General features: G+C 42.9%; 14 protein-coding genes and 1 pseudogene. 11 read left to right on the top strand and 4 right to left on the bottom strand.

Annotation, left to right across the window (positions count from 1 at the left end; translation table 11 throughout):
• Positions 1 to 13: 13 nt before the first annotated feature.
• On the bottom strand, positions 14 to 1,213 hold the full coding sequence (locus FET73_RS13340) for a DesA family fatty acid desaturase (protein WP_218944345.1): 1,200 nt from the start codon (positions 1,211 to 1,213) through the stop codon (positions 14 to 16).
• A 45-nt stretch (positions 1,214 to 1,258) separates the two neighbouring features.
• Here FET73_RS13340 and FET73_RS13335 point away from each other — a divergent pair, with 45 nt between their 5' ends.
• The 6 genes and pseudogenes from FET73_RS13335 (at position 1,259) to FET73_RS13310 (ending at position 8,222) form a co-directional block, all read left to right on the top strand.
• Positions 1,259 to 2,020 carry an ATP-binding cassette domain-containing protein gene (locus FET73_RS13335; RefSeq protein ID WP_154224469.1) on the top strand — a complete coding sequence of 254 codons (762 nt, stop codon included), beginning with the start codon at positions 1,259 to 1,261 and terminating at the stop codon, positions 2,018 to 2,020.
• Positions 2,017 to 3,960: a hypothetical protein gene (locus FET73_RS13330; protein ID WP_154224468.1), complete on the top strand. Its 1,944-nt coding sequence runs from the start codon at positions 2,017 to 2,019 to the stop codon at positions 3,958 to 3,960. Before FET73_RS13335 ends, FET73_RS13330 begins: the two co-directional genes overlap by 4 nt.
• A gap of 4 nt (positions 3,961 to 3,964) precedes the next feature.
• Positions 3,965 to 4,603, top strand: a complete 639-nt coding sequence (pdxH, locus tag FET73_RS13325) for a pyridoxamine 5'-phosphate oxidase (RefSeq protein ID WP_154224467.1) — start codon at positions 3,965 to 3,967, stop codon at positions 4,601 to 4,603.
• Positions 4,604 to 4,976: 373 nt separating this feature from the next.
• Positions 4,977 to 6,851, top strand: a pseudogene (locus tag FET73_RS13320) (acetyl/propionyl/methylcrotonyl-CoA carboxylase subunit alpha); the annotation flags it as partial.
• A 41-nt stretch (positions 6,852 to 6,892) separates the two neighbouring features.
• Positions 6,893 to 7,780, top strand: a complete 888-nt coding sequence (locus FET73_RS13315) for a hydroxymethylglutaryl-CoA lyase (protein ID WP_484502576.1) — start codon at positions 6,893 to 6,895, stop codon at positions 7,778 to 7,780.
• Between the two features lies 1 nt (position 7,781).
• Positions 7,782 to 8,222, top strand: a complete 441-nt coding sequence (locus FET73_RS13310) for a hypothetical protein (protein WP_154224464.1) — start codon at positions 7,782 to 7,784, stop codon at positions 8,220 to 8,222.
• 361 nt (positions 8,223 to 8,583) lie between these two features.
• Here the strand turns inward: FET73_RS13310 and FET73_RS13305 are convergent, their stop codons facing one another.
• Positions 8,584 to 9,519: a transposase gene (locus tag FET73_RS13305; RefSeq protein WP_154224463.1), complete on the bottom strand. Its 936-nt coding sequence runs from the start codon at positions 9,517 to 9,519 to the stop codon at positions 8,584 to 8,586.
• A 107-nt stretch (positions 9,520 to 9,626) separates the two neighbouring features.
• Here FET73_RS13305 and FET73_RS13300 point away from each other — a divergent pair, with 107 nt between their 5' ends.
• From FET73_RS13300 to FET73_RS13290, 3 genes are all read left to right on the top strand, one after another.
• A complete protein-coding gene (locus FET73_RS13300) occupies positions 9,627 to 9,929 on the top strand; it encodes a 2Fe-2S iron-sulfur cluster-binding protein (protein ID WP_179952289.1) in 303 nt (100 codons plus the stop codon).
• Between the two features lie 65 nt (positions 9,930 to 9,994).
• A complete protein-coding gene (locus FET73_RS13295) occupies positions 9,995 to 11,095 on the top strand; it encodes a fatty acid desaturase family protein (RefSeq protein WP_154224461.1) in 1,101 nt (366 codons plus the stop codon).
• Between the two features lie 192 nt (positions 11,096 to 11,287).
• Complete coding sequence (locus tag FET73_RS13290) at positions 11,288 to 12,835, top strand: AbgT family transporter (protein ID WP_154224460.1); 1,548 nt, start codon at positions 11,288 to 11,290, stop codon at positions 12,833 to 12,835.
• Positions 12,836 to 12,888: 53 nt separating this feature from the next.
• On the opposite strand, the gene FET73_RS13285 is transcribed toward FET73_RS13290, so the two are convergent.
• Positions 12,889 to 14,436, bottom strand: a complete 1,548-nt coding sequence (locus FET73_RS13285; protein WP_154224459.1) for a serine hydrolase domain-containing protein — start codon at positions 14,434 to 14,436, stop codon at positions 12,889 to 12,891.
• Between the two features lie 202 nt (positions 14,437 to 14,638).
• On the opposite strand from FET73_RS13285, the gene FET73_RS13280 reads away from it, so the two are divergent.
• Positions 14,639 to 15,091 (top strand): LemA family protein, encoded by a 453-nt coding sequence (locus tag FET73_RS13280; protein WP_246172755.1) that lies wholly within the window; start codon positions 14,639 to 14,641, stop codon positions 15,089 to 15,091.
• A 77-nt stretch (positions 15,092 to 15,168) separates the two neighbouring features.
• A complete protein-coding gene (locus tag FET73_RS13275; protein WP_154224457.1) occupies positions 15,169 to 17,400 on the top strand; it encodes an AsmA family protein in 2,232 nt (743 codons plus the stop codon).
• A gap of 65 nt (positions 17,401 to 17,465) precedes the next feature.
• Here FET73_RS13275 and FET73_RS13270 read toward each other — a convergent pair whose 3' ends face one another.
• Complete coding sequence (locus FET73_RS13270) at positions 17,466 to 20,732, bottom strand: WD40/YVTN/BNR-like repeat-containing protein (protein WP_154224456.1); 3,267 nt, start codon at positions 20,730 to 20,732, stop codon at positions 17,466 to 17,468.
• Positions 20,733 to 20,805 lie beyond the last annotated feature (73 nt).

Raw genomic sequence — 20,805 nt, 5'->3', positions numbered from 1 at the left:
GATTGATATTAATTTAGCTAATATAGGGGTTGAGTTTGTATTGCTTCAATGAGGCGGCAAAATCTTGCAGCATTTTGTTACCACTGGTTTCTGCTTTATGACACCATGCTTTAAACGCTTCAATCATTTCTTCCATGCTCATGCTGTTATTGTCCCAAATGGCTTGTAATTCAGCTTTGTAAACCATTAAGGACTGCATGGTGTGGTTGGCTTCAAAATTCGCTTGGAGTTTGTTTTTCCATTTGCTTTTAACGAATTGAGGGTCAAGAGACAATTGTTGTGTGTATTTTTTGATGTCTTTTTTAACGGCTTTGTCAGGTGATTCAAACTCGGAATTTAAGTTGGGGTTGATGACATCTTTGATGTATAACTGCATCACATTGAACTTATGGGTCAAAATGGCCTTGACTGTTTCATTTGAAAATTCCACTTGTGTTTCATCAATGTGTAATTCAGGCACCACTTTTTTGATCTCACACAAACCCAACTTATTCAAGCCTTTGATGACATACCAGCCCAAGTCATATTCTCCTTTTTTGTGGGCGAATTTACTGGATGAGGGGAACGCATGGTGGTTATTGTGTAACTCTTCACCCATGATAAAAAAGGCAAAGCGAGAGATGTTTCTTGAAGAGTCATCAGTTCGGTAATTGCGGTAGCCAAAATAATGACCAACACCATTGATCACGCCGGCTGCAAAAAATGGAATCCAAATAATTTGTATCGCAAATACAGCTGCGCCTATGATGCCGAATAAGGCAATATCAACAGCCGCCAATAAGAAAATGCCTAAGAAATGGAACTTGGTATAAATGTTTCTTTCTATCCAGTCATCAGGTGTGCCTTTGCCATATTTGTCCAAGGTTTCTTGGTTTTTACGTTCTTCTGTATATAAGGTTACACCATGGAACAGGACTTTCTTAATGCCATGAATCTGTGGGCTGTGTGGATCATCTTCGGTTTCGCAATGGGCATGGTGCTTGCGGTGAATGGCGACCCAATCTTTGGTTAACATGCCCGTAGTAAACCACATCCAGAATCGGTAAAAGTGTTGAATGGCGGGGTGTAATTTGATGCCTCGGTGGGTTTGTTCTCTGTGGAGAAACAAGCTGACGCCAGATAAAGTGATTTGAACACTGATAAAAACTGTTAAGACGATTTGCCAAGCTGAAAAATCAAGCAAACCGGTTTCTAAAAAGTTTAAAAATTCCATCATGATTGTGATTAAATACAAAAGAACTCACTATAATGAAAAGTTGTGTCAAAAACCAGAGATAAACACGTGTTAGCTGAAAAGAATCCAATAATATATATCGAAGCAAAAAAGCTGACATTAAAAAAACACAATCAGACCATTCTTGACCAATTAGATATTTCAATTCATGATCAAGCGATTACCGTTTTACTGGGCGCCAATGGGGCAGGAAAATCAACGCTTTTACAAGCGTTATCAGGTGTTTTTGCACCTTACTCTGGTCAGTTGAGTTGGCCAAAGTCTGGAAAGCCTCCTGAAAGTCAAAGGATTGCCTATGTATCAGAACCTGCTGTTTTTTATTCGCATTTAACCACAGAAGAGCAGTTGTTATTTCATGCAGGCAGTCATCATTTGCTTCCAAGGAATGCCGAACAGGCGTTAGCCCAATGGCATTTGTCAGCCGTGGCTAAGAAAAAAACAGGTCAGTTATCTTTAGGGTATAGACAGCGTTTGGCTTTGGCACAAGCTTTCATGTTGCGGCCTCGATTGTTGCTCTTGGATGAGCCGATGAATGGCATGGATCCTGATTTGATGTCTTTATTCAAACAAGAGGTAACCAAAATCAAACCGCATTGCTGTGTGGTGATGGCATCTCACTTGTTGCACTTGATGGATGACTGGGTAGACCATGTGGTGGTCATGGCTCAAGGCAAGGTGCTCAGCCAGCAACATGTTGTGAAAGACAAGAGCTTATATCAAGTGTACCAAGAAACCATGGCGTTACAACACAATGATGTTAATCGGCAGAACGAGGTGGCGTCATGAAGCGTTTGTCATGGTTAAAGAAAGAGCGTTTGATGTTGTGGCGAACGGCATCTATTTGGTTGGTTTTGGCGCTGTTGATGTTCAGTTGCTCTTGGTTATTTTGGTTGATGGTAGATCGTTACACTCAGCTACAATCGGCTTTTATAGCAATGGCACAGCCACCTTCAGTGACTGATCATTTATTGGTGCCTTTTTTCAAAACCATGGCCCAAGTTTCGATGTTGCTGGTTGCTGTCATCAGCGGCATGGCAATTGCTCAAGAGCGCAGTCAGGGCACGTGGATTCAGGTGTTCAAACAACCCAACCGCATGGTGGTTAATAAATGGTTGGCGTCATGGTCCGTGAGTGGTTTTTTGTTGCTGACGTTGTTATTGGCCTGGTTGTGTTTGGATGGAGCCAGTCAATTACATCAACCAGTAATAGGGTTGGCTTTATTGGCATTGATTTTATTGTTGTCTTGGTTGAAAGCCTTGGGTTTGTATTTGTCTAGCTTGTCGTCTCAATCAGGCATGGCCATTTTGTTGTCATTGGTGGTGTTTACCTTGCTTTGGATGTTAGGTCAAAATCAATCCGTGGCGGAATTTGGTGTCAATTGGTTGGTTTTGTTGTCGCCGTTGAAGCATTTTGATTGGCTATCTGGAGGGCAGTTAAGTGTCGCTTCTTTGATTTATTTCTTATTAGGCACCCTGGTATTCCTGCGTTTGGCCGCTTGGCAGGTGGCTGCATTGGGTGGTGAGCGACTGGCTGTTTGGAAGCAGGTGCTTCGCACATTGGTGCTTATCATGTGTTGGTTAGCGGCGGTTTTTGCTGTGGCCAAATGGGTTCCTGTTCAATCGCACCAACTCAGTTACAAAGATTTACTGCCCTCCAATGCCCAAGAAATTTTAAATCAACAGAAACACACAGACATTGATGTGTTTGCAACCGAAAACAGCGATGCTGGAAAGAAAGTGGCTGAATTTTTGAGTCCTGTTATTTCGTTGTTACCTGATGTGAGGGTGAATTACTTAGACCCGGCTTCGCAAGTTGAGGTGATGGCTCAACATGGCATCAGCCGCCAAGGCAGTATGTTGGTTCGCCAAGGCGGGACAGTCGAAGACCCAGAAGGTGGTCATTTATTTGTCATGAAAGAGTTGTCTTATGAGCAATGGTTCAATGGTCTGAAAAAATTGCAAACGCCAAAAGATGATTGGTTGGTATTACTAGAAGGTTTTGAAGGCGGTGATTTGAGGGGAGAAGCGCCTGAAGGTTTTGAGCAATGGTATCAATCGATAAAGAATGCGGGCTATCAAGTGGCCATGATGTCGTGGCAAGAAGGGTTAAACTTGCCCAGTAATGTCAAACTCATCATGTTACTGGCGCCAAAAAAAGAGGTCAGCGGCGAAGTGGTGGAGTGGTTGCAACAACAAATAACCCAAGGCGTCAGCATCTGGTGGCTGACCGAACCTGAGCAAGCACAGCAACAAAACCATTTGTCATTGTTGTTTGATGTCATGCCGCTGGACAGCTTTTATGCAGGCCCATTGGTGCTTAAAGATTTTCCTGACCATGCCATCAATCAATCATTCGACAGGCCGATTGACTTATATCAGGCGATGACTTTTGAAACCGCCAGTGATCAAGTGTGGCAAAATGAACAAGGGCAAACTCTGGCAGCTGCACAAGTCATGGGTGAATCACGATTGTTGGTTACTGGTGACAGTGACTTTGTCAACAATGGGCGTTTGTTATCAGGTGGTAATTTGGAAATGTCATTGCGACAATTGGACTGGTTGTTGGGCATTGATGATCGCATCGACTTACCCACAATCGGCATGGCTCAAAGCCAAATACATTTAACTAAAAACCAAGTCCTGTTGTACAGCGTTTTGATGTTGTTGGTGCTGCCGGGGTTGTTGCTTTTGGTTGCTTTGGGCGTTTGGTACAGAAACAGAAGGTAATATGATGGACATAGGTGAAATTCGCAACGAATACACAAAATTTGGTTTAAACCGAGAAGATTTAAATGCCAACCCTTTGTTGCAGTTTGAACAATGGTTTGCACAAGCCAGAACGGCACAACTGAAAGAGGTCAATGCCATGAGCCTGGCCACAGTCACAGCCGATGGCATGCCGCAAGTACGCACCGTTTTGTTGAAGTCTTTTGATGAACGCGGCTTCGTATTTTTTACCAATTACCAAAGTTCAAAAGCCAAAGAACTGGATGCCAACCCCAAAGCTTCGATTCTCTTTCCTTGGTTAGATTTAGAACGCCAAGTTCGCATCAGTGGCGATGTCGAAAAAATCAGCGCAGCAGAATCATTCAAGTACTTCACCTCGCGTCCGCGTGGCTCACAACTCGGTGCCTGGATATCAGAACAAAGCCAAGTGATCTCTAACCGCTCAGTATTGAAAACCCTGCTGAACCAAGTCAAAGAAAAATTTAAAGAAGGTGAAATCCCATTACCCGATGCCTGGGGTGGTTACAGAATCAAGCCGCAACAATATGAATTCTGGCAGGGCAGGGCCAGTCGCTTACATGACCGCTTTCGTTTTAAGAAAGCAGGTGAGGGTGATTGGCAGGTTGAGCGATTGGCTCCATGAGAACTCGTTACACATAATTCCAGTATCTCTCGCTGTGGCGCTAGAGGTTGTTGAGAATGCTGTTTTTTACCACTCAGTCCGTCACTCCCGCGAAGGGGGGAGACTCATTTGCGAAGCAAACAACACGCAGTGTTCAAGGCCAATAGGCTGGGTCTTTGGCTCAACAGGAAAAGGCAGTATGGGTTGGAGATTCCTGCACTCGCTAAGGCTTGGCTGGAATGACGTTATGGGAGGTTACGCTCGCCTTTATTTGGTTGGAATAGCGGTAGTTTGCCAATACACGCCTTTCTTAAACTTGACAACATCGGGTATAATGTTCGGCTTTGTTTTTCGGTAAACTTTCATGAGCGCTTCAAAGACGAATTCCTCAAAAATGCACACCATTAAAAAAATACTCATCGCCAACCGTGGTGAAATCGCCGTTCGAATAATGCAAACCTGTCGCCGTTTGAACATTGCCACAGTGGCCGTTTATTCTGAAGCAGACCGTCATGCCAAGCATGTGGCAATGGCGGATGAAGCGGTTTGTTTGGGATCGGTTGTTCTGGCAGATTCTTACCTGAATATCGAGAAAATCATACAAGCGGCCAAAGACACCGGCGCCGACGCGATTCATCCGGGTTATGGCTTTTTGTCAGAGCGAGCCACATTCGCCAAAGCAGTGGCTGATGCAGGCTTGACCTTTATTGGTGCGCCAGCTTCTGCGATGGAATTGATGGGTTCTAAATCGGCTGCAAAGATTTCGATGATTGCGGCCAATGTGCCATGTGTACCGGGTTACCAAGATGCAGACCAAAGCGAAGGCGTGTTGTTTGAAGCGGCTAAGGAGATCGGATTTCCTGTGTTGATCAAAGCGACTGCTGGCGGTGGTGGTAAGGGCATGAAGATTGTTGAAACCAAGGCGGACTTTTTGAGCCAATTGTCATCGGCCAAGCGTGAAGCGAAGAATGCTTTTGGTGATGATGAAGTGATTTTAGAGAAGTACATCACCGCGCCCAAGCACATTGAAGTGCAGGTGTTCGCGGACAGTTTTGGTAATGTGGTGCATTTGTTTGAGCGTGATTGTTCGACCCAAAGGCGTTACCAAAAAATCATAGAAGAAGCGCCTGCTGCGGGCTTGAATGATGCAACCCGTACTGATTTACTCAATGCGGCTGTAAAAGCGACGCAAGCCATCGACTATCTGGGTGCGGGCACGATCGAGTTCATCATGGATGACCAAGATAATTTCTACTTCATGGAAATGAACACGCGTTTACAAGTAGAACATCGCGTGACAGAAATGATCACAGGCCAAGATTTGGTTGAGTGGCAGATTAAGGTCGCTCAAGGTGAAGCCTTGCCTTTGAATCAAATGCAAATCAGGGCCAATGGCCATGCCATTCAAGTGCGTGTTTATGCCGAAGACGCCGATAACGATTATTTGCCTTCTACGGGTTTATTAGAGCAAGTGAACCTGGCGGCAAGTGTTAATACTTTGGTTGATTCTGGCGTGCGTTCGGGTGATACCGTGAGCATACATTACGATCCGATGATTGCCAAATTGGTGGTCTGGGCTGATGATCGTGTTGAATGTATCGATAAAACCCTGGATGTGATCAGCCAAAGCAGCATTTTTGGTGTACAAAATAACCTCGGCTTTTTGGCAAAGATACTCGCCAACAAAGATTTCAAGCGCAATGCCATTTGTACCAACACATTGGACAATGACGCTTTGGATTTGTCCTTGCCATTACAAGATGAAGTGGTGGCTGTTTATGCACAACAGGCGCACCAACTGTTACACAGCGAGAGCAACAAAGCTTGGGATGTTAAAGATGGTTGGCGACCCACAGGTGAAGAGTCAATCCGTTTGTCAGTGAATTATTTGGGCGAAGACCATCAATTTACCGTGCGTGAAGAAGCAGGGCAGATAGTGGTCAACGAGCGCAGTTATTACTTGCCCAATGAATCAGATGTCTGTCACATCCACAGAAACTTGGCACATGTGATTCACAACGACCAGCGTTATGTGCTGACTTTGCCAGACCACGAATCATTGGCATCAGCCTCTAACAGCAACGAAATCGTATCTCCAATGCCAGGTAAAATCATTGAAGTGATGGTGAAGCCGGGTGATGAAGTCCAAATCGACGACACCTTGTTGGTAATGGAAGCGATGAAGATGGAGTTGCAATTGAAAGCCGAGAAAAATGCCGTTATAGAGGCAGTTAATTGTCAAGCCGGTGATCAAGTGTTAGCTGATGCCGTACTGGTCAGTTTCAAAGAGGAAGCGTAAACATGAGTCTGATGCCCAAAGCCGTAAAAATCGTTGAAGTCTCTCCACGAGACGGTTTACAAAACGAAAAACAAATCATTTCGGTTGAAACCAAACTGGCATTGATCAATGGCCTGCGTGACGCGGGTGTTAAAAACATCGAAGTCACAGGTTTTGTCAGCCCCAAGTGGGTGCCACAATTGGCCGATTCATCTGAAGTTTGTGCAGGCTTAGTCAGTGATGACAGTGTTACCTACGCAGCACTGACGCCGAACATGAAAGGCTTCGAAAAAGCATTGGCAGCGGGCATCAAAGAAGTGGCTGTATTTACAGCAGCTTCAGAAAGCTTCAACCAAAAAAACATCAACTGCTCAATCGCAGAATCCTTTGAACGCTTTGCCCCCATCATGAGCGCTGCAAAAGAAGCCGGCATCAAAGTCAGAGGCTATGTGTCTTGCGTCTTGGGCTGTCCTTATGAGGGTGACATCGATCCGCAAGTTGTAGCAGATGTGGCCAAAAAGCTGGTAGACATGGGCTGTTTCGAAGTCTCATTGGGTGACACCATTGGTATTGGTACGCCAACCGCAGCCGCTGACATGTTCAGATTGTGCGCCGAACAAGTCGACGTGTCTCAATTGGCCTTGCATTTTCATGATACAAGAGGCCAAGCTTTGGCCAATATATTGGCTTGCTTGCCCTTGGGCGCAGCCATCATTGATTCATCAGTAGCGGGTTTGGGTGGCTGTCCTTATGCCAAAGGCGCCACAGGTAATGTCAGCACCGAAAATGTCGTCTACATGCTGCATGGCATGGGCATAGAAACCGGCATAGACATGGATAAATTGGTTGCTACTGGCCGTGACATATCCAAAGCTTTAGGTCGAGAACCAAACAGCCAGGTTAATAAGGCTTGGGGTTAAGGTGCTTCAGGTTTATAAGTATATATTTTTAGGACTGGCGATGCTAATAAGCGTCGTTTACCCGTTTAAAATTAATTCAGTAGTGGGCTTTTTTTATCTGATCAATGTCGTTTCTATAAGTTTTTACATACTTTTTTTTAATACTGATACATTACCCAGCAGTAAATTAAAAATACTAAAAGCATTAATGTTAACTATGCCCGTCTTGGGTATTTGTTATGCCATTGTGGTTGTAACAACATTACCAGATCAGCTTCCAACAGCTGTTGTATTGGCGCTGGCAATCAATATTTTCGTTGTCATATTGTCTTTTAATTTAATCTACCATTGGAAAAAGTATGGGTTTGAGTATGTAATTAATCAAATTCAGCGATTATTTAATGCAGAAGCAACTAAGAAAAAGAGAAAATACAACAAGAACCTTGATGATTTAGTTGAATGAAATGTTATTAAAGGTTTAGTGCGCTAAATTCAATTTTACTCCAAACTTTCAGTTTTAAAATTTACAGCCACCTTTTCGAAAGTATTTGTCCTTGTAGGAAGGTCAATACAGGACAGGCGTCGAATAGAAGATTAAAAGTTAAGGTCAATACAGGACAGGCGTCGAATAGAAGGTTAAAAGTTATATTTCAGCCTCTATTTTTGATCGGAATTTGACTGGTATTTTGATCATTCGACCAAAATTTAAAGAATGATGCTATGTTGAGTGGTAGAAGTTGGTTTTTTGGTACTTTAGCCTGATTCTGGCCGAGCGGGAGTGATTCACAATAGTGAATAGAGGACTTCAAGTTGTTAGAATATTTCTATTCTAGAGCGGGTTTTAATCTAAAACCCAGCTTCCATTTGGAGTTTGTTTTAGCTGAATATTCCTTGAGCTGCTGGGCAGTTCCAACAGCTGAGAATTCAATAGATTTGAAGCCTTTTAGCTCGTTTAACCATGTGTCTGAACTGATGCCCAGCTGATCAATGGTTCTGGCAGAATCTTTGGCTATAAAGCACCTTTTATCGTCACGTACACACCGCCCAGATTCATCGACCAGGTCGATGTAGCTGGAAAGGTAATAGGGTAGGTCATTATCGTCTTTGCCAAATGATGACAGCCATGTACTTTTCTTTTCAATTCGCTCTTGAATAGAAGTGAACTCAGAATCATTCAGTGCCTTGGCCATGCCAGCTCTGATGGGATTGAGGTCAACGTAAGCCATACATGTGAGTAAAGCACGTTCGTCCAACAATGCTTGACTCTTGAACCTTGACTCCCAGAAGTGTCCTGTACAATTATCTTCTTCATTAGCCATTCGTGCGACATACTCGTTTATAGCTTTCATATACCAAGATAGCGACATCAATCTTGAACGATATTCAGCCACATATTCTTTGACTCTGCGAAGCTCAGCTTCTGTTTCAATTTTGCCTTTAAGAAACCTGTCACATAACACTGGTAACGAATACAAACTTTGCCATGCCATTAACACACGATTGGCCGGCCATTCAGCGGTATCGCCAACCTTTAAAACTATATGGAAATGATTGCTCATAATGGCATAAGAACAGACATCAATGTCGAATACAGAAGTGATGAATTTGATGCGATCAATTAACCACCCCCGGCGGTGTTCGAAGCACTTGCCTGTGACGACATCTTCACCGCATAGGAATGCCCTTCGGACACACCTAGATACGACATGGTAAAACCTTGTTTCTTCAAGGCAAATTTGTTGTTCTCTGGCAACAGTCATGACATTTCTCCAATAAAAACATCATTTTCAGGCTTTGAATTAAAAATTTCCGCTCATAATCTGGACACCGCTTGTAGGATATTGATTACAATGTGTTAATGAGGTGCATGTCCTTGTTTGTTTTCCTTGTTAACCTCAGTCGTCAACAAGACGGTCAAGCCACTTTTACACGTTCGAAATCACAAGTTAATACCGCCGCAACAGAACAAAAAACCTTGTTGGAATTGGCGGAAGAAAGTGACACCAACCCCGTCAGTGGTTGCCGCATGGGGGTTTGCCAGCAGTGTGTGTGCCGCAAACAACAGGGCATGGTTTACAACACATTAACTGAAAGCTATTCGGACACCGGAGCGGAGGACATTCAGCTGTGTATTTCTGTGGCGGTCGGCGATGTGACATTGGAGCTATAAGGATGCCAGAATCAAAGGTGAAAGAAAAAATGGAATCAATAATGAAGTCAGATATGAAGGGCAATATGAAATCAAAAGAAAAAATAAATTTCGACCAGCTTGAAGCTGACTTTGATCAATTGAGAAAAAGTGTCAAAGCTGACCTTGGAAGCACTGATGCGAATTACATTCGCCGCATCATCAAGATTCAAAGGTTGGCCGAGATTGGCGGTCGTGTGACTTTGATGCTGTGCTTCTTTAATCTGTGGTTTTTATTGCCCGGTATGCTGTTGTTGGCATTGGCTAAAATATTGGACAACATGGAAATTGGCCACAATGTCATGCACGGTCAATATGATTGGATGAATGACCCTAGCATCAACTCACGCAGTTATGAATGGGACATCGCCAGCGATTCGGGCTCTTGGAAACGCATTCACAACTACGAGCACCACACCTACACTAACATTGTAGGTAAGGACCGTGACTTCGGTTATGGGCTGTTGCGCATGAGTGACGATTTACCTTGGCGCCCCAAAAACCGCTGGCAGTTCATTACATACATCAATTTAAGCCTGTTATTCGAATGGGGCGTGGCTTACCACGAACTGGCTGCGGAACGCGTGTTCAAAGGCAAAAAGAAAGCCAACCGCACCAGTTCATTATCTGATGGTGAATTAAAGCGCATGTTTTTCAGTAAAGCAGGTCGCCAAATGTTCAAAGACTACCTGTTCTTTCCCTTGTTAGCAGGACCGATGTTTTTCTATATTTTGGCTGCCAATATCGGTGCCAATCTGCTGCGCAATTTATGGACAGCAACGATAATCTTTTGTGGCCATTTCACTGAAAATGTTGAAACTTTCAGTGAAGCTGACTGTGAAGGCGAAACCAAAGGCCAGTGGTATTACCGCCAAATGCTGGGTTCTTCGAACTTAACCGGCGCACGCTGGTTTCATATTTTAACGGGTCACTTAAGCTGTCAAATTGAGCACCATTTATTTCCAGATATTCCAGCACATCGTTATTACGCTATGGCACCGAAGGTTGAAGCAATTGCCGCAAAACATGGCATTCCTTACAATTCTGGCGGCTTTTCAAAGCAATATGGCTCGGTGTTGAAACGAATTTGGACCTATTCTTGGCCTGATAAAACCAACAAGCAGATTAAAATTGATCAACAAGCTTAGGTAAAACTCAATAGACATAATTAGGAGTGTAACTGATAAAGCTTAACCTGCCATAGTTTGACAGGTGAATTAAAGGACAGATCATGCTGCCGGGCATATAAGGCCTTTCCCGGCAGCTCAAATCACAAAAATATTTCACTTGAATCAAACCGCTGAATTGTATATAACCTTTGGTAACAATTTGGAGGATTTATGTCGGAAACAAAAACTGAGGTTAAAGTCACTGCGGTGACGCGATTTTTGAACTTTATTGAGCGGGTGGGGAACAAGCTTCCTGATCCTGCGATTATCTTTTTATTTGCCTTACTGACCATTTGGGTGATGTCGTGGTTGTTATCTGGCGTTGATTTCAGTGCCATCGATCCTCGCACTGGTGAGGCCATCATCATCAACAATTTATTGACTGGCGATGCGATTGCCAACTTTTTAACGACCATGGTCAAAACGTTTACGGGTTTTGCACCGCTTGGTGTGGTTTTGGTGGCGATGCTGGGTGTCGGTGTGGCAGAACATTCTGGGTATATCAACACGGCAATTAAGCTGATGTTGAAGCGCACGCCCAAAGCCTTGTTAACGCCAGTGATTATTTTGGTGGCGATTGTTTCTCATACGGCCACGGATGCCGGTTATGTGTTGGTGATTCCGCTGGCGGGTGTGATTTATTACTCCATGGGCAGGCACCCATTGGCGGGTATTGCGGCAGCTTTTGCCGGTGTCAGTGGTGGATTCTCGGCTAACTTTATTCCGTCAGGGATTGATCCTTTGTTACAAAGTTTCACCCAAAGTGCGGCACAAATCATTCAGCCTGAAATGGTGGTCAATCCGTTGAATAACATTTACTTCACGGGTATTTCGAGTATTTTCATTGTTTTGGTGGGTTGGTTTATCACCGATCGCATCATTGAGCCACGTTTACAAGCCACCAAAGTCGATGGTGACACCGATGACTTGCCATCATTTGATGAAATATCATCGAAAGAAAAGAAATCATTCTATGTGGCAACCACCGTTATGTTGATGGGTATTGCTTTATTGGTCTGGTCAGCGATGCCAGCAGATTCTCCATTGCGCCATGAAGGTAAGTTAACTGAGTTCAAAGCGCCATTGATGCAAATGATTGTGCCTTTGATTTTCTTGCTGTTCTGGATTCCCGGTGCGGTGTACGGTTTTATGGCGGGCACTTTTAAGCAGACTAAAGACATGATTGATGCCATGACCAAAGCGATGAATGGCATGTCTTATTATTTGGTGATGGTGTTTTTCTGTGCTTTGTTTGTTTCGGCTTTTGGTCAATCAAACTTAGGCGCGTTGATGGCCATTGAAGGCGCTGAAGTGCTGAAGTCATTGGCTTTACCCAGTGCAGTGACCATTGTCGGTATCATTTTCTTAACGGCTGTTGTTAATCTGTTTGTCGGTTCGGCATCGGGTAAGTGGGCCTTGTTGGCACCGATTTTTGTGCCGATGTTGATGCAGTTAGGTATTTCGCCTGATTTGACTCAAGCGGCTTACCGTGTGGGTGATTCAAGTTCTAACATCATCACACCTTTGATGCCTTATTTTCCTTTGGTGGTGGTTTACTGTCAGAAGTATGTGAAAGACACGGGTATTGGTACTTTGATTGCTTTGATGTTGCCATTCTCAATCACCTTCCTGTTGGGCTGGACTTTGTTTATGTTGGCTTATTGGTCTTTTGGTATTCCTTTGGGTTTACAAGCCAGTTATGTTTTTCCTGCGGGTTGAATGCATTGAATATAGCTGAAAAGGCGCTCTAGTAAGCGCCTTTTTTGTGCCTGTCATTTTATACGTGAGTGCTTTTGATTTTCTTGGCTTTCCTTATTGTTGGGGTCGCAGGCACCAGCGGCTGTGAGGCGTGTCAAGGGAATTTCACCAGATAGTTCTGCGCCATTGGATTCAAAAGTGAACTTGCCAGAAAAGCAGTCTTTGAATTGAACTGTCCCAGTTCCCCATTTTGAAATGGTGGGCGATTGATTATTGAGGAAAAGTCCACCTTCTGTGCTGATGATGTCAAAAGTGGCGGTATCACCTTGAACTTGGCCTTGCATGGTGAACCACTGTTGTTCCGTTCCTGATTCATTGAAGGTGTACCAAAACCCCCAAAGGTTTTGACCACCATTGATGATTTCTATGTTGATGCCTTGCCCAGCCATTTCAGGATCGTACCAAGAGCCATTTAAGTCATTACTGATATCAACAAAATCATTTGCTGTGATGATTGCAGGCAGTATCTGTTGTCGCAATAAAGTGCCCATACCTGGACCATCTCTGTTGTAGTCGTCAGCTGTTGACACGATGATGGTGTCACTTTCTGGAAAGACAAAAATGTACTGACGGCCATATCCGTTTGCGTAGTAACTGTGGTGTTTTCGCCCGGTTTTGTCGATAAATTCAGTCACCCACCATTGGTAACCGTAGCCGCTTTCTGATGTAGAAAAAGTATCCGGGTCGGTGTTACCGTTGCTGTAAGTGGTGATTGATTGATTAATCCATTCTTGTGTTAAAAGCCTTTGTCCTTCCCATACACCACCCAAGCGGAACAATTCACCAATTTTTGCCATGTCTATAGGCTTCAGCCAAAGACCAAAGCCTAATGGCTCTAGTCCATTTGGAAATATATAAATGCCTTGGCCTTGTTGACTGCCACCATTGAGTAATTCCCAATGTGTGTCTTCTATGCCTAAAGGATTAAATAAAAATTGTTTAGCAAATTCATGTGGTGCTTGACCGCTGATGTTGTTAAGAATAATGCTCATTAAAGAAGATGCACCCGTACTGTAGGTGAATTTTTGATTGGGTGCAGTTTCGAGTGGCCATGTTAAGACCGTTTGATACCAATCATCTGTTGATAGCATATAAGTAATAGGATTTTCATTGGTCCCGTATGGTGTGCTCCATTCATCCCAGTCCAATCCATGACGTTGAGACAATAAGGCATGTACGGTGATGTTTCTTCGGTTCATGGCACCGGGTAGGTTTTGGTATTGTGGCATGTAGTCAAACATTGGCTTGTTGATATTCAAAGTGGCGCCGTTTAGTTGTGCTATTCCTAGTAATGTGGAGCCCACACTTTTAGTGACTGAGTACACAGGGCGCTTTTCACCTTGGTTGCCAAAATATTGTTCGTGCACCAATATACCATTACGAATCACCAACAATGATCTGATGTTGCCATAATCACCTGTTTGGATCAGTTGAGCAGCTTCAGTGATACCCTCTGAGTCAATAGATTGAGATTCTGGAGTATCAGTAGGCCAAGTGAAGGCTTTGGCGTTTACAGTCACAAACACCAGTGTAAGCAAAGTCACATTTATTAAATATTTCATAAATTTACTCGATTAACCTTGATAGATTTTAACACAAGGGATCAACAAGACTTCAGAAGGATGTACAATAGAACTGAACGACCTTATGTGATACCTGATGCGAACAACTGTGATTCTTTTATTTATTGTAATTGGCTTTTTTTCATTGGCCCTGACTTGGTTGATTAATTGTTATAACCAGTTAATCAAATCAAGGAATTATATGGAAGATGCTTGGAGTGGAATTGAAGTGCAACTGAAGCGGCGGTTTGACTTAATCCCGCAATTAGCCAGCGTGGTAAAACAATACAATCAACACGAAGCAGATACTTTAGAACGTATTGTCAGCTTGCGCCAAAAGGGTTCGCCTAAAAGCAAACAAGAACAACAACAAAACGAGCAAGAGTTGAGTCAATATTTGAGGCGATTTTTTGTTCACGTAGAAGCATATCCTGATTTAAAAAGTAATCAAAATTACCTTGAACTACAAAAGCAGTTGGGTCAAATTGAGCACGATATTCAACTGGCCAGAAGGTATTTTAATGGCACCGTTCGGATGTACAACAACTTGATACAATCGTTCCCAAGTATTTTTGTAGCCCGTCAATTCAACTTTGTTGAGGCCGAGTATTTTGAGTTAGAAAACCCTACGGAAGCTGAATCGCCTAAAATTTGAGCTGAAACCTAACAATAATTCACAAGTTATTCATGGTCTGAATGTTATGCTAAGCATTTGTATTTTAAGACTTAGAAATGAAAAAATTAATTAAAGGTTTGTTGGTTTTCACAGCTGTTGTGTTGGTATTACTACTTACTTTAGTCATTGCTTTGCCAATGGTTTTTGACCCCAATGACCACAAACAAGCGATCAGCAAAACCATCAAAGACAGCATTGGAAGGGATGTGCGTTTAGATGGTGAAATCAAATGGTCAGTATTTCCTAGTATTGCTTTGAGTTTTAATGATGTAAAACTCTCGAATGAGGCTGGGTTTAAAGGCGATTATATGGCTGAGATGGCAGCACTTTCTGCTCAAGTTAAATTACTGCCGCTTTTTAAGAAGGACATTCAAATAGGCACAGTGACTTTACAAAGTCCGCAAATAAACCTCAAAGTCAACCGTTCAGGTCAAAGTAATTGGCAAGGCATTATTGATACTTTGGGCTCAGGTGCAACGACAACCAGTACATCAGATTCGGCTGACAGTTCAGGTAGTATGGCGATACGTGGAATCAACATAACGGGTGGTGAAATTAATTATGCTGATGATGCAGCAGGTGTGGTCATACAGCTCAGTGAAGTTAATTTTAACACCAATCAATTGTCGGCTGTAGATGACAGTGACATCGAAATATCTGCTCAAGTTGACATGCCCAATCAAAGCTTGTCTGGCCTTTTTGAAAGTCAAATATTGGCTAAAAACTTACTTAATGATCAAGGTATATCTTTACTTTTCAATGAGCTTCAATTTATTGGGCAATTGTCTTCCGGCTCTAGATTGCCACTGGTTCTTAAAACCGATGAAACAGGGTTGCTGGACTTAGGGAAAGACACCATTGATTTCAACCAAATGGTGGTTGAATTAGGCGCAATAAAACTGAGTACTTCTGTAACAGGCAATCAGATTTCTGAGGACATGAAGTTGTCCGGAAATCTTGTATTGAACAAATTTGATTTGGATGAATTTTTACAGCAGTTAGACGCGCCGTTGGTCAATGATGCTAACAATGAGATGTCAGGTAAAGCCAGTTGGCAATTTGGTCAAAATACATTAAGTATCAATGGCTTGGTTGTTAACCTGGATGACTATGTTTTGAATGGTGATTTTAACATCGACAACATAGACAAAATGCGTGGCACGTTTAACTTATCAATGGATAGTTTTGATGCAGACCCTTACATTCCACAAAGCGATTCAACTACAACAGAAACCGCAGCTGGAGAAAGTGGCGCGCTAGATTTTGGACGTTTGCAAGGTAATGTAACGATTGGAAAATTAACATTCGCTGGCTTGTCATTAGATAACATCACTTTAAAAATGGCGACCAATGGCAACGAATTCACTGTACAACCGTTGCAAGCGGATTTTTACCAAGGTTTGATAAAAACAGAATTACAACTGAAACCGAATAACGAAAACAATAAACTGCAATTGACACACAAGATGTCAGATATTCAAGCAGGTAACATGTTGACTGATTTGATGGGTTCTGAATTCATGACAGGGTTGGGCAAGTTAGATGCCAATCTTTATATTGATGAACCGTTCAGTGAACGACCGTTTAAAACCGCCCACGGCACAATACAATACAGTTTAACTGATGGTGACATTGTAGGTATTGATGTATTTGATATCATCCAAAAGAGTTTGAGCTTAATGGGTAACCAAGAAGCCATGTCTACAAACAGTGACCTAAAAACAGCTTTTGGATTGATGGAACTAGATGCTGAAGTGGATCAAGGTATTTTGAAAACCAATAAATTGAGTCTGACTTCACCTTACTTTGATGTCAAAGGTAACGTGACCATTGATCTTGATGCACAAACCATCAAAGGCAGCATCAAACCCATGTTAACCAATATTCCTGAAGGTGTACTGAGTGATGATTACAAAAAGTTACTGAACCTCAGAATCCCTGTGGCATTGTCAGGAAGCTTATTAGAACCGAACATTAAAATTGACATCAAAGAATTAATTTTAGAAACTCAAAAAGAAAAAATAGAAGAAAAGAAAGAAGAGTTGAAACAAGATCTGTTCGATAAACTACTCGGCAATGACAAAGACAAGAAAACAAAAAATAAGGCCTCTGACGGTTCAACTGACTCGAGTACTTCAGCTGCTGAAAATGAAGGCGCTGAATTAACAGAGAAAGAGAAGAAACGTGCCAGAAAAAAAGCACAGAAGAAAGCCCTGTTAGAAAGTTTGTTTAAATCTAAAGATGATAAAAAAGATGAAGTTGAAGAAGATACTGGTGACGGTACTTAATCGCTGCTGTGTTAATAAAAAAGCCCGCAATAGATGCGGGCTTTTTTATTTTCAATTGACGAAAATCACTCTAATATTCGACCTGGTGTCCAAGGCGCACCCAGCTTCTCCATTTGTTTTTCGTGAGCTGTTAAGTCTGCATTGATTGTTTTCAAAAGTGACAATGCATCTGTGAACTCTTTCTGTGCAATCGCCATTGAGCGTTTGTGATTTGCAGTGGGATCAGACTGTGATTCAATAACATTGAAATATAAAGTGCCCACGCGATTTGCTATTGACCAAGCCGTGGCTTCTTGTCTCGAAGCGACCGTACGGTCACCATAAAACATGCGACTCAAGTCATTGACTTTCAACTCTATGCTTCTCAAAGCTTTGTAGTTCGCCTCAGTGGCATTGGTGGTTAAATTATGTGCTGCTTTGAGGTGCTTGATTCTGTTGTTTATCTCACCCAATTGACCAGATACGCCATTTACGGCACGTTGTAATTCTGACAGTTCTTGTTGGAATGCCAGCAATGCAGCAGGATTTTGAGTCAATTCTGGGCTGTTTTCCAAGCGTTTCAAAGTCAGCGTTTGACTGTCACCTAGGGCAGATAATTTACCACCTTGTCTTTTGTACAAAGTCACTTCATAATCGCCAGGTGTCGCCAAAGCACCCATGGGATTTTTTACCCAGTATGGAACAAAACTTGGTTTGCTCAGTTGTACTTGATCAGGAGCAGGGTAACGCATGTTCCAAGATAAACGATGAAATCCCTTGCTGTTTTTGGCAGGTAATCGCACCACTACGTCGCCACTGCTGTTTTTGATTTCAGCGAACACCACAGGTGCATCTTCTGTGTCTTCAGCGCGTAAAGCATCCCAAGAAGGATAGGGCGTGTCTTGATTATCTTTTTCTTTTTCGATCTCTGCTTTTCTTCGTTGTTTCTGTAGTGATTCAAAGCTTTCATTCATGTAATAAGAAAAGGTTGCGCCATATGTTGGGTTGGGTGCAGTAAAGAAATCACTGCCTGATGAACCTTTTTCCCGGTCATCATACAAGTCGCCTTCGATATATAACCACTGATCTCTGACAGGAAAAATGGTGGCAGATTGTTTTTTCAAATCAGCGGTATTCATGCGCAAAGGCGTGTAGTCATCCAAGATGTAAATACCTCGACCAAATGTACCAATAATCAAATCATTTTCACGTTGTTGAATTTCTAAATCACGCACGGCAATGGTTGGCAAGGCACTGAACTCGTTCCAACTTTTTCCATCATTTTGACTGAAAAATACACCAAATTCTGTGCCAACAAACAACAATCCGGCTTTTCCATGGTCTTCAACAATCGTATGTGCTGATCCACGCGCAGGTAAATCACTACTGATTGATTTCCAGGTTTTGCCTTGGTCTGTGGTTTTCATGACGTAAGGTTTGAAGTCACCTTTTTTGTGGTTGTCAAATGTGGCATAGGCCACTTTGGCATCATGATTTGAAGCGTAAATGTCTGAAACATAGGTCATGTCTGGCACGCCCTTGAATTTGGTTTCAAAGTGCCAATCTTCACCACCGTTTCCAGTGACACTGATTTGGCCATCATCCGAGCCTGTGTATATCACACCCGCTTGTACTGGGCTTTCAGTGATGCTGATGAGGCTACCAAATTTAGAGGTTGACACATTCTTAGCAATCGAATCTACACTCCAAACGCGGTCCATAACTTTTAATTTATTGCGGTCAATTTGGCGCGTCAAATCTGGACTGATTTTAGTCCAACTGTTACCGCGGTCGTCTGATTGAAACAACACATCCCCACCATAATACAATCGGGTTGAATTGTGTGGGCTGAGTAACAAGGGCGTGTTCCAGTTCCATTCGTATTCTTTTTCACCACTTTCAGGGTGCGGTGTAATATACAAACGTTCTTTGGTGCGTCTATCGATACGTGCCAAACCGCCATATTGGTATTGTGCGTAGACAATGTTCGGGTCATTGGGGTCTATTTGTGGCTCATAGCCGTCACCACCAAGGACAATATGCCAATCGGCATTGGTGATGCCGTGAATCACATCGGTGCGAGATGGGCCGCACAAGGAGTTGTTGTCTTGCGTGCCGCCACAGACGTTATAAAAAGGTTCGGCATTATCCGGTGTGACACGATAAAACTGAGCTATTGGTAAGTTACGGACATGTCGCCATGTTTGGCCGCGGTCATAACTTTCATAGATGCCACCATCGCCACCAATATAAAGGTGTTCTGAGTTGTCTGGATCTATCCATAAGGCATGGTCATCTACGTGACGAAATTTGATCGACAGTGGGTTCCATGTTTTACCTCCATCTTCTGAAACATTGGTGAAGGTGTTGACTGAATAGACACGTTCTGGGTTGTTGGGGTCTATGATCAGTTCATTATAATATTGTGGACTGCCAGGTGTATAGCTTGAACGTTTGTGCCAGCTTTGGCCAAAATCTTGAGAGCGGTAAATGCCTTTTTCTTTGGCGTTCGATTCAATCACGGCATAAATGGTTTGACCAGTGGCTGCCAGTCCAATACGACCCATGTGGTCCTTGGGCAAACCACTTTTGGTGATGTTCCATGTTTTTCCACCATCAGTTGAACGGTGAATGGCACTTTCTGGCCCGCCGTTGATTAACGCCCAAACGTGTCGTTTTCTCTGGTAGCTTGAAGCCACAATTTCGTTCGGGTTGTCCTTATTAATAACAAACTCATTGATGCCTGTGTGTTTACTGATTTCAAGGATGTTGTCCCATGTTTTACCACCATCAGTGGTTTTGAATAAACCACGGTCACCGCCTGCGCTCCACAAAGGTCCTTGTGATGCAACCAAAACAGTATTCGAATCATTTGGATCAATCCAGATTTGCGAAATGTGCTCTGATTCTTTTAAGCCCATGTGGTTCCAAGTTTTACCACCATCTGTAGATTTATAAACACCATCACCAAAAGCCACTGAGCGCTGCGCGTTGTTTTCACCTGTGCCCACCCAAATGGTGTTTGAGTCATTTGGATCAATTTCTACAACACCCAATGAATAAGAGCCTTCATTATCAAAAATGGGATCCCACGTTATGGTGTTGTTATTGGTTTTCCATAAATTACCTGAGGCAGTAGCCACCAAAAATTCATGCTTTTTACCTGGCATGAAAGCAAAATCAGAAACCCTGCCTGAAATCATGGCAGGTCCAATATTCCTCAGTGGTATACTGGCTAACGGATTCTTTTTATCAGCTTCAGCATAAGCTGAAGTGGTAATTGAACCTGAAGTGGCGGCACTGATGGCGGCACTTAAAGCTAAAACGGTTGTGTATTTATGATGCCAACGCATGGTTTCCTCTTCTTTTTAAAATTGTTAAATAAGGTATCATAGTGGCAGGGTATTTGCCTATGAAGAAAGTCAT

The organism is Marinicella rhabdoformis (assembly GCF_009671245.1).
GTDB lineage: Bacteria > Pseudomonadota > Gammaproteobacteria > Xanthomonadales > Marinicellaceae > Marinicella > Marinicella rhabdoformis.
This window is presented reverse-complemented; position numbering and strand designations above follow the sequence as displayed.

Bases quoted from the DNA above. Each gene is read 5' to 3' on its own strand.
- FET73_RS13340 (WP_218944345.1), bottom strand. From the start codon at position 1,213: ATGGAATTTTTAAACTTTTTAGAAACCGGTTTGCTTGATTTTTCAGCT.
- FET73_RS13330 (WP_154224468.1), top strand. From the start codon at position 2,017: ATGAAGCGTTTGTCATGGTTAAAGAAAGAGCGTTTGATGTTGTGGCGA.
- pdxH (WP_154224467.1), top strand. From the start codon at position 3,965: ATGGACATAGGTGAAATTCGCAACGAATACACAAAATTTGGTTTAAAC.
- FET73_RS13315 (WP_484502576.1), top strand. From the start codon at position 6,893: ATGCCCAAAGCCGTAAAAATCGTTGAAGTCTCTCCACGAGACGGTTTA.
- FET73_RS13305 (WP_154224463.1), bottom strand. From the start codon at position 9,519: ATGACTGTTGCCAGAGAACAACAAATTTGCCTTGAAGAAACAAGGTTT.
- FET73_RS13300 (WP_179952289.1), top strand. From the start codon at position 9,627: ATGTCCTTGTTTGTTTTCCTTGTTAACCTCAGTCGTCAACAAGACGGT.
- FET73_RS13295 (WP_154224461.1), top strand. From the start codon at position 9,995: ATGAAATCAAAAGAAAAAATAAATTTCGACCAGCTTGAAGCTGACTTT.
- FET73_RS13290 (WP_154224460.1), top strand. From the start codon at position 11,288: ATGTCGGAAACAAAAACTGAGGTTAAAGTCACTGCGGTGACGCGATTT.
- FET73_RS13285 (WP_154224459.1), bottom strand. From the start codon at position 14,436: ATGAAATATTTAATAAATGTGACTTTGCTTACACTGGTGTTTGTGACT.
- FET73_RS13280 (WP_246172755.1), top strand. From the start codon at position 14,639: ATGGAAGATGCTTGGAGTGGAATTGAAGTGCAACTGAAGCGGCGGTTT.
- FET73_RS13275 (WP_154224457.1), top strand. From the start codon at position 15,169: ATGAAAAAATTAATTAAAGGTTTGTTGGTTTTCACAGCTGTTGTGTTG.
- FET73_RS13270 (WP_154224456.1), bottom strand. From the start codon at position 20,732: ATGCGTTGGCATCATAAATACACAACCGTTTTAGCTTTAAGTGCCGCC.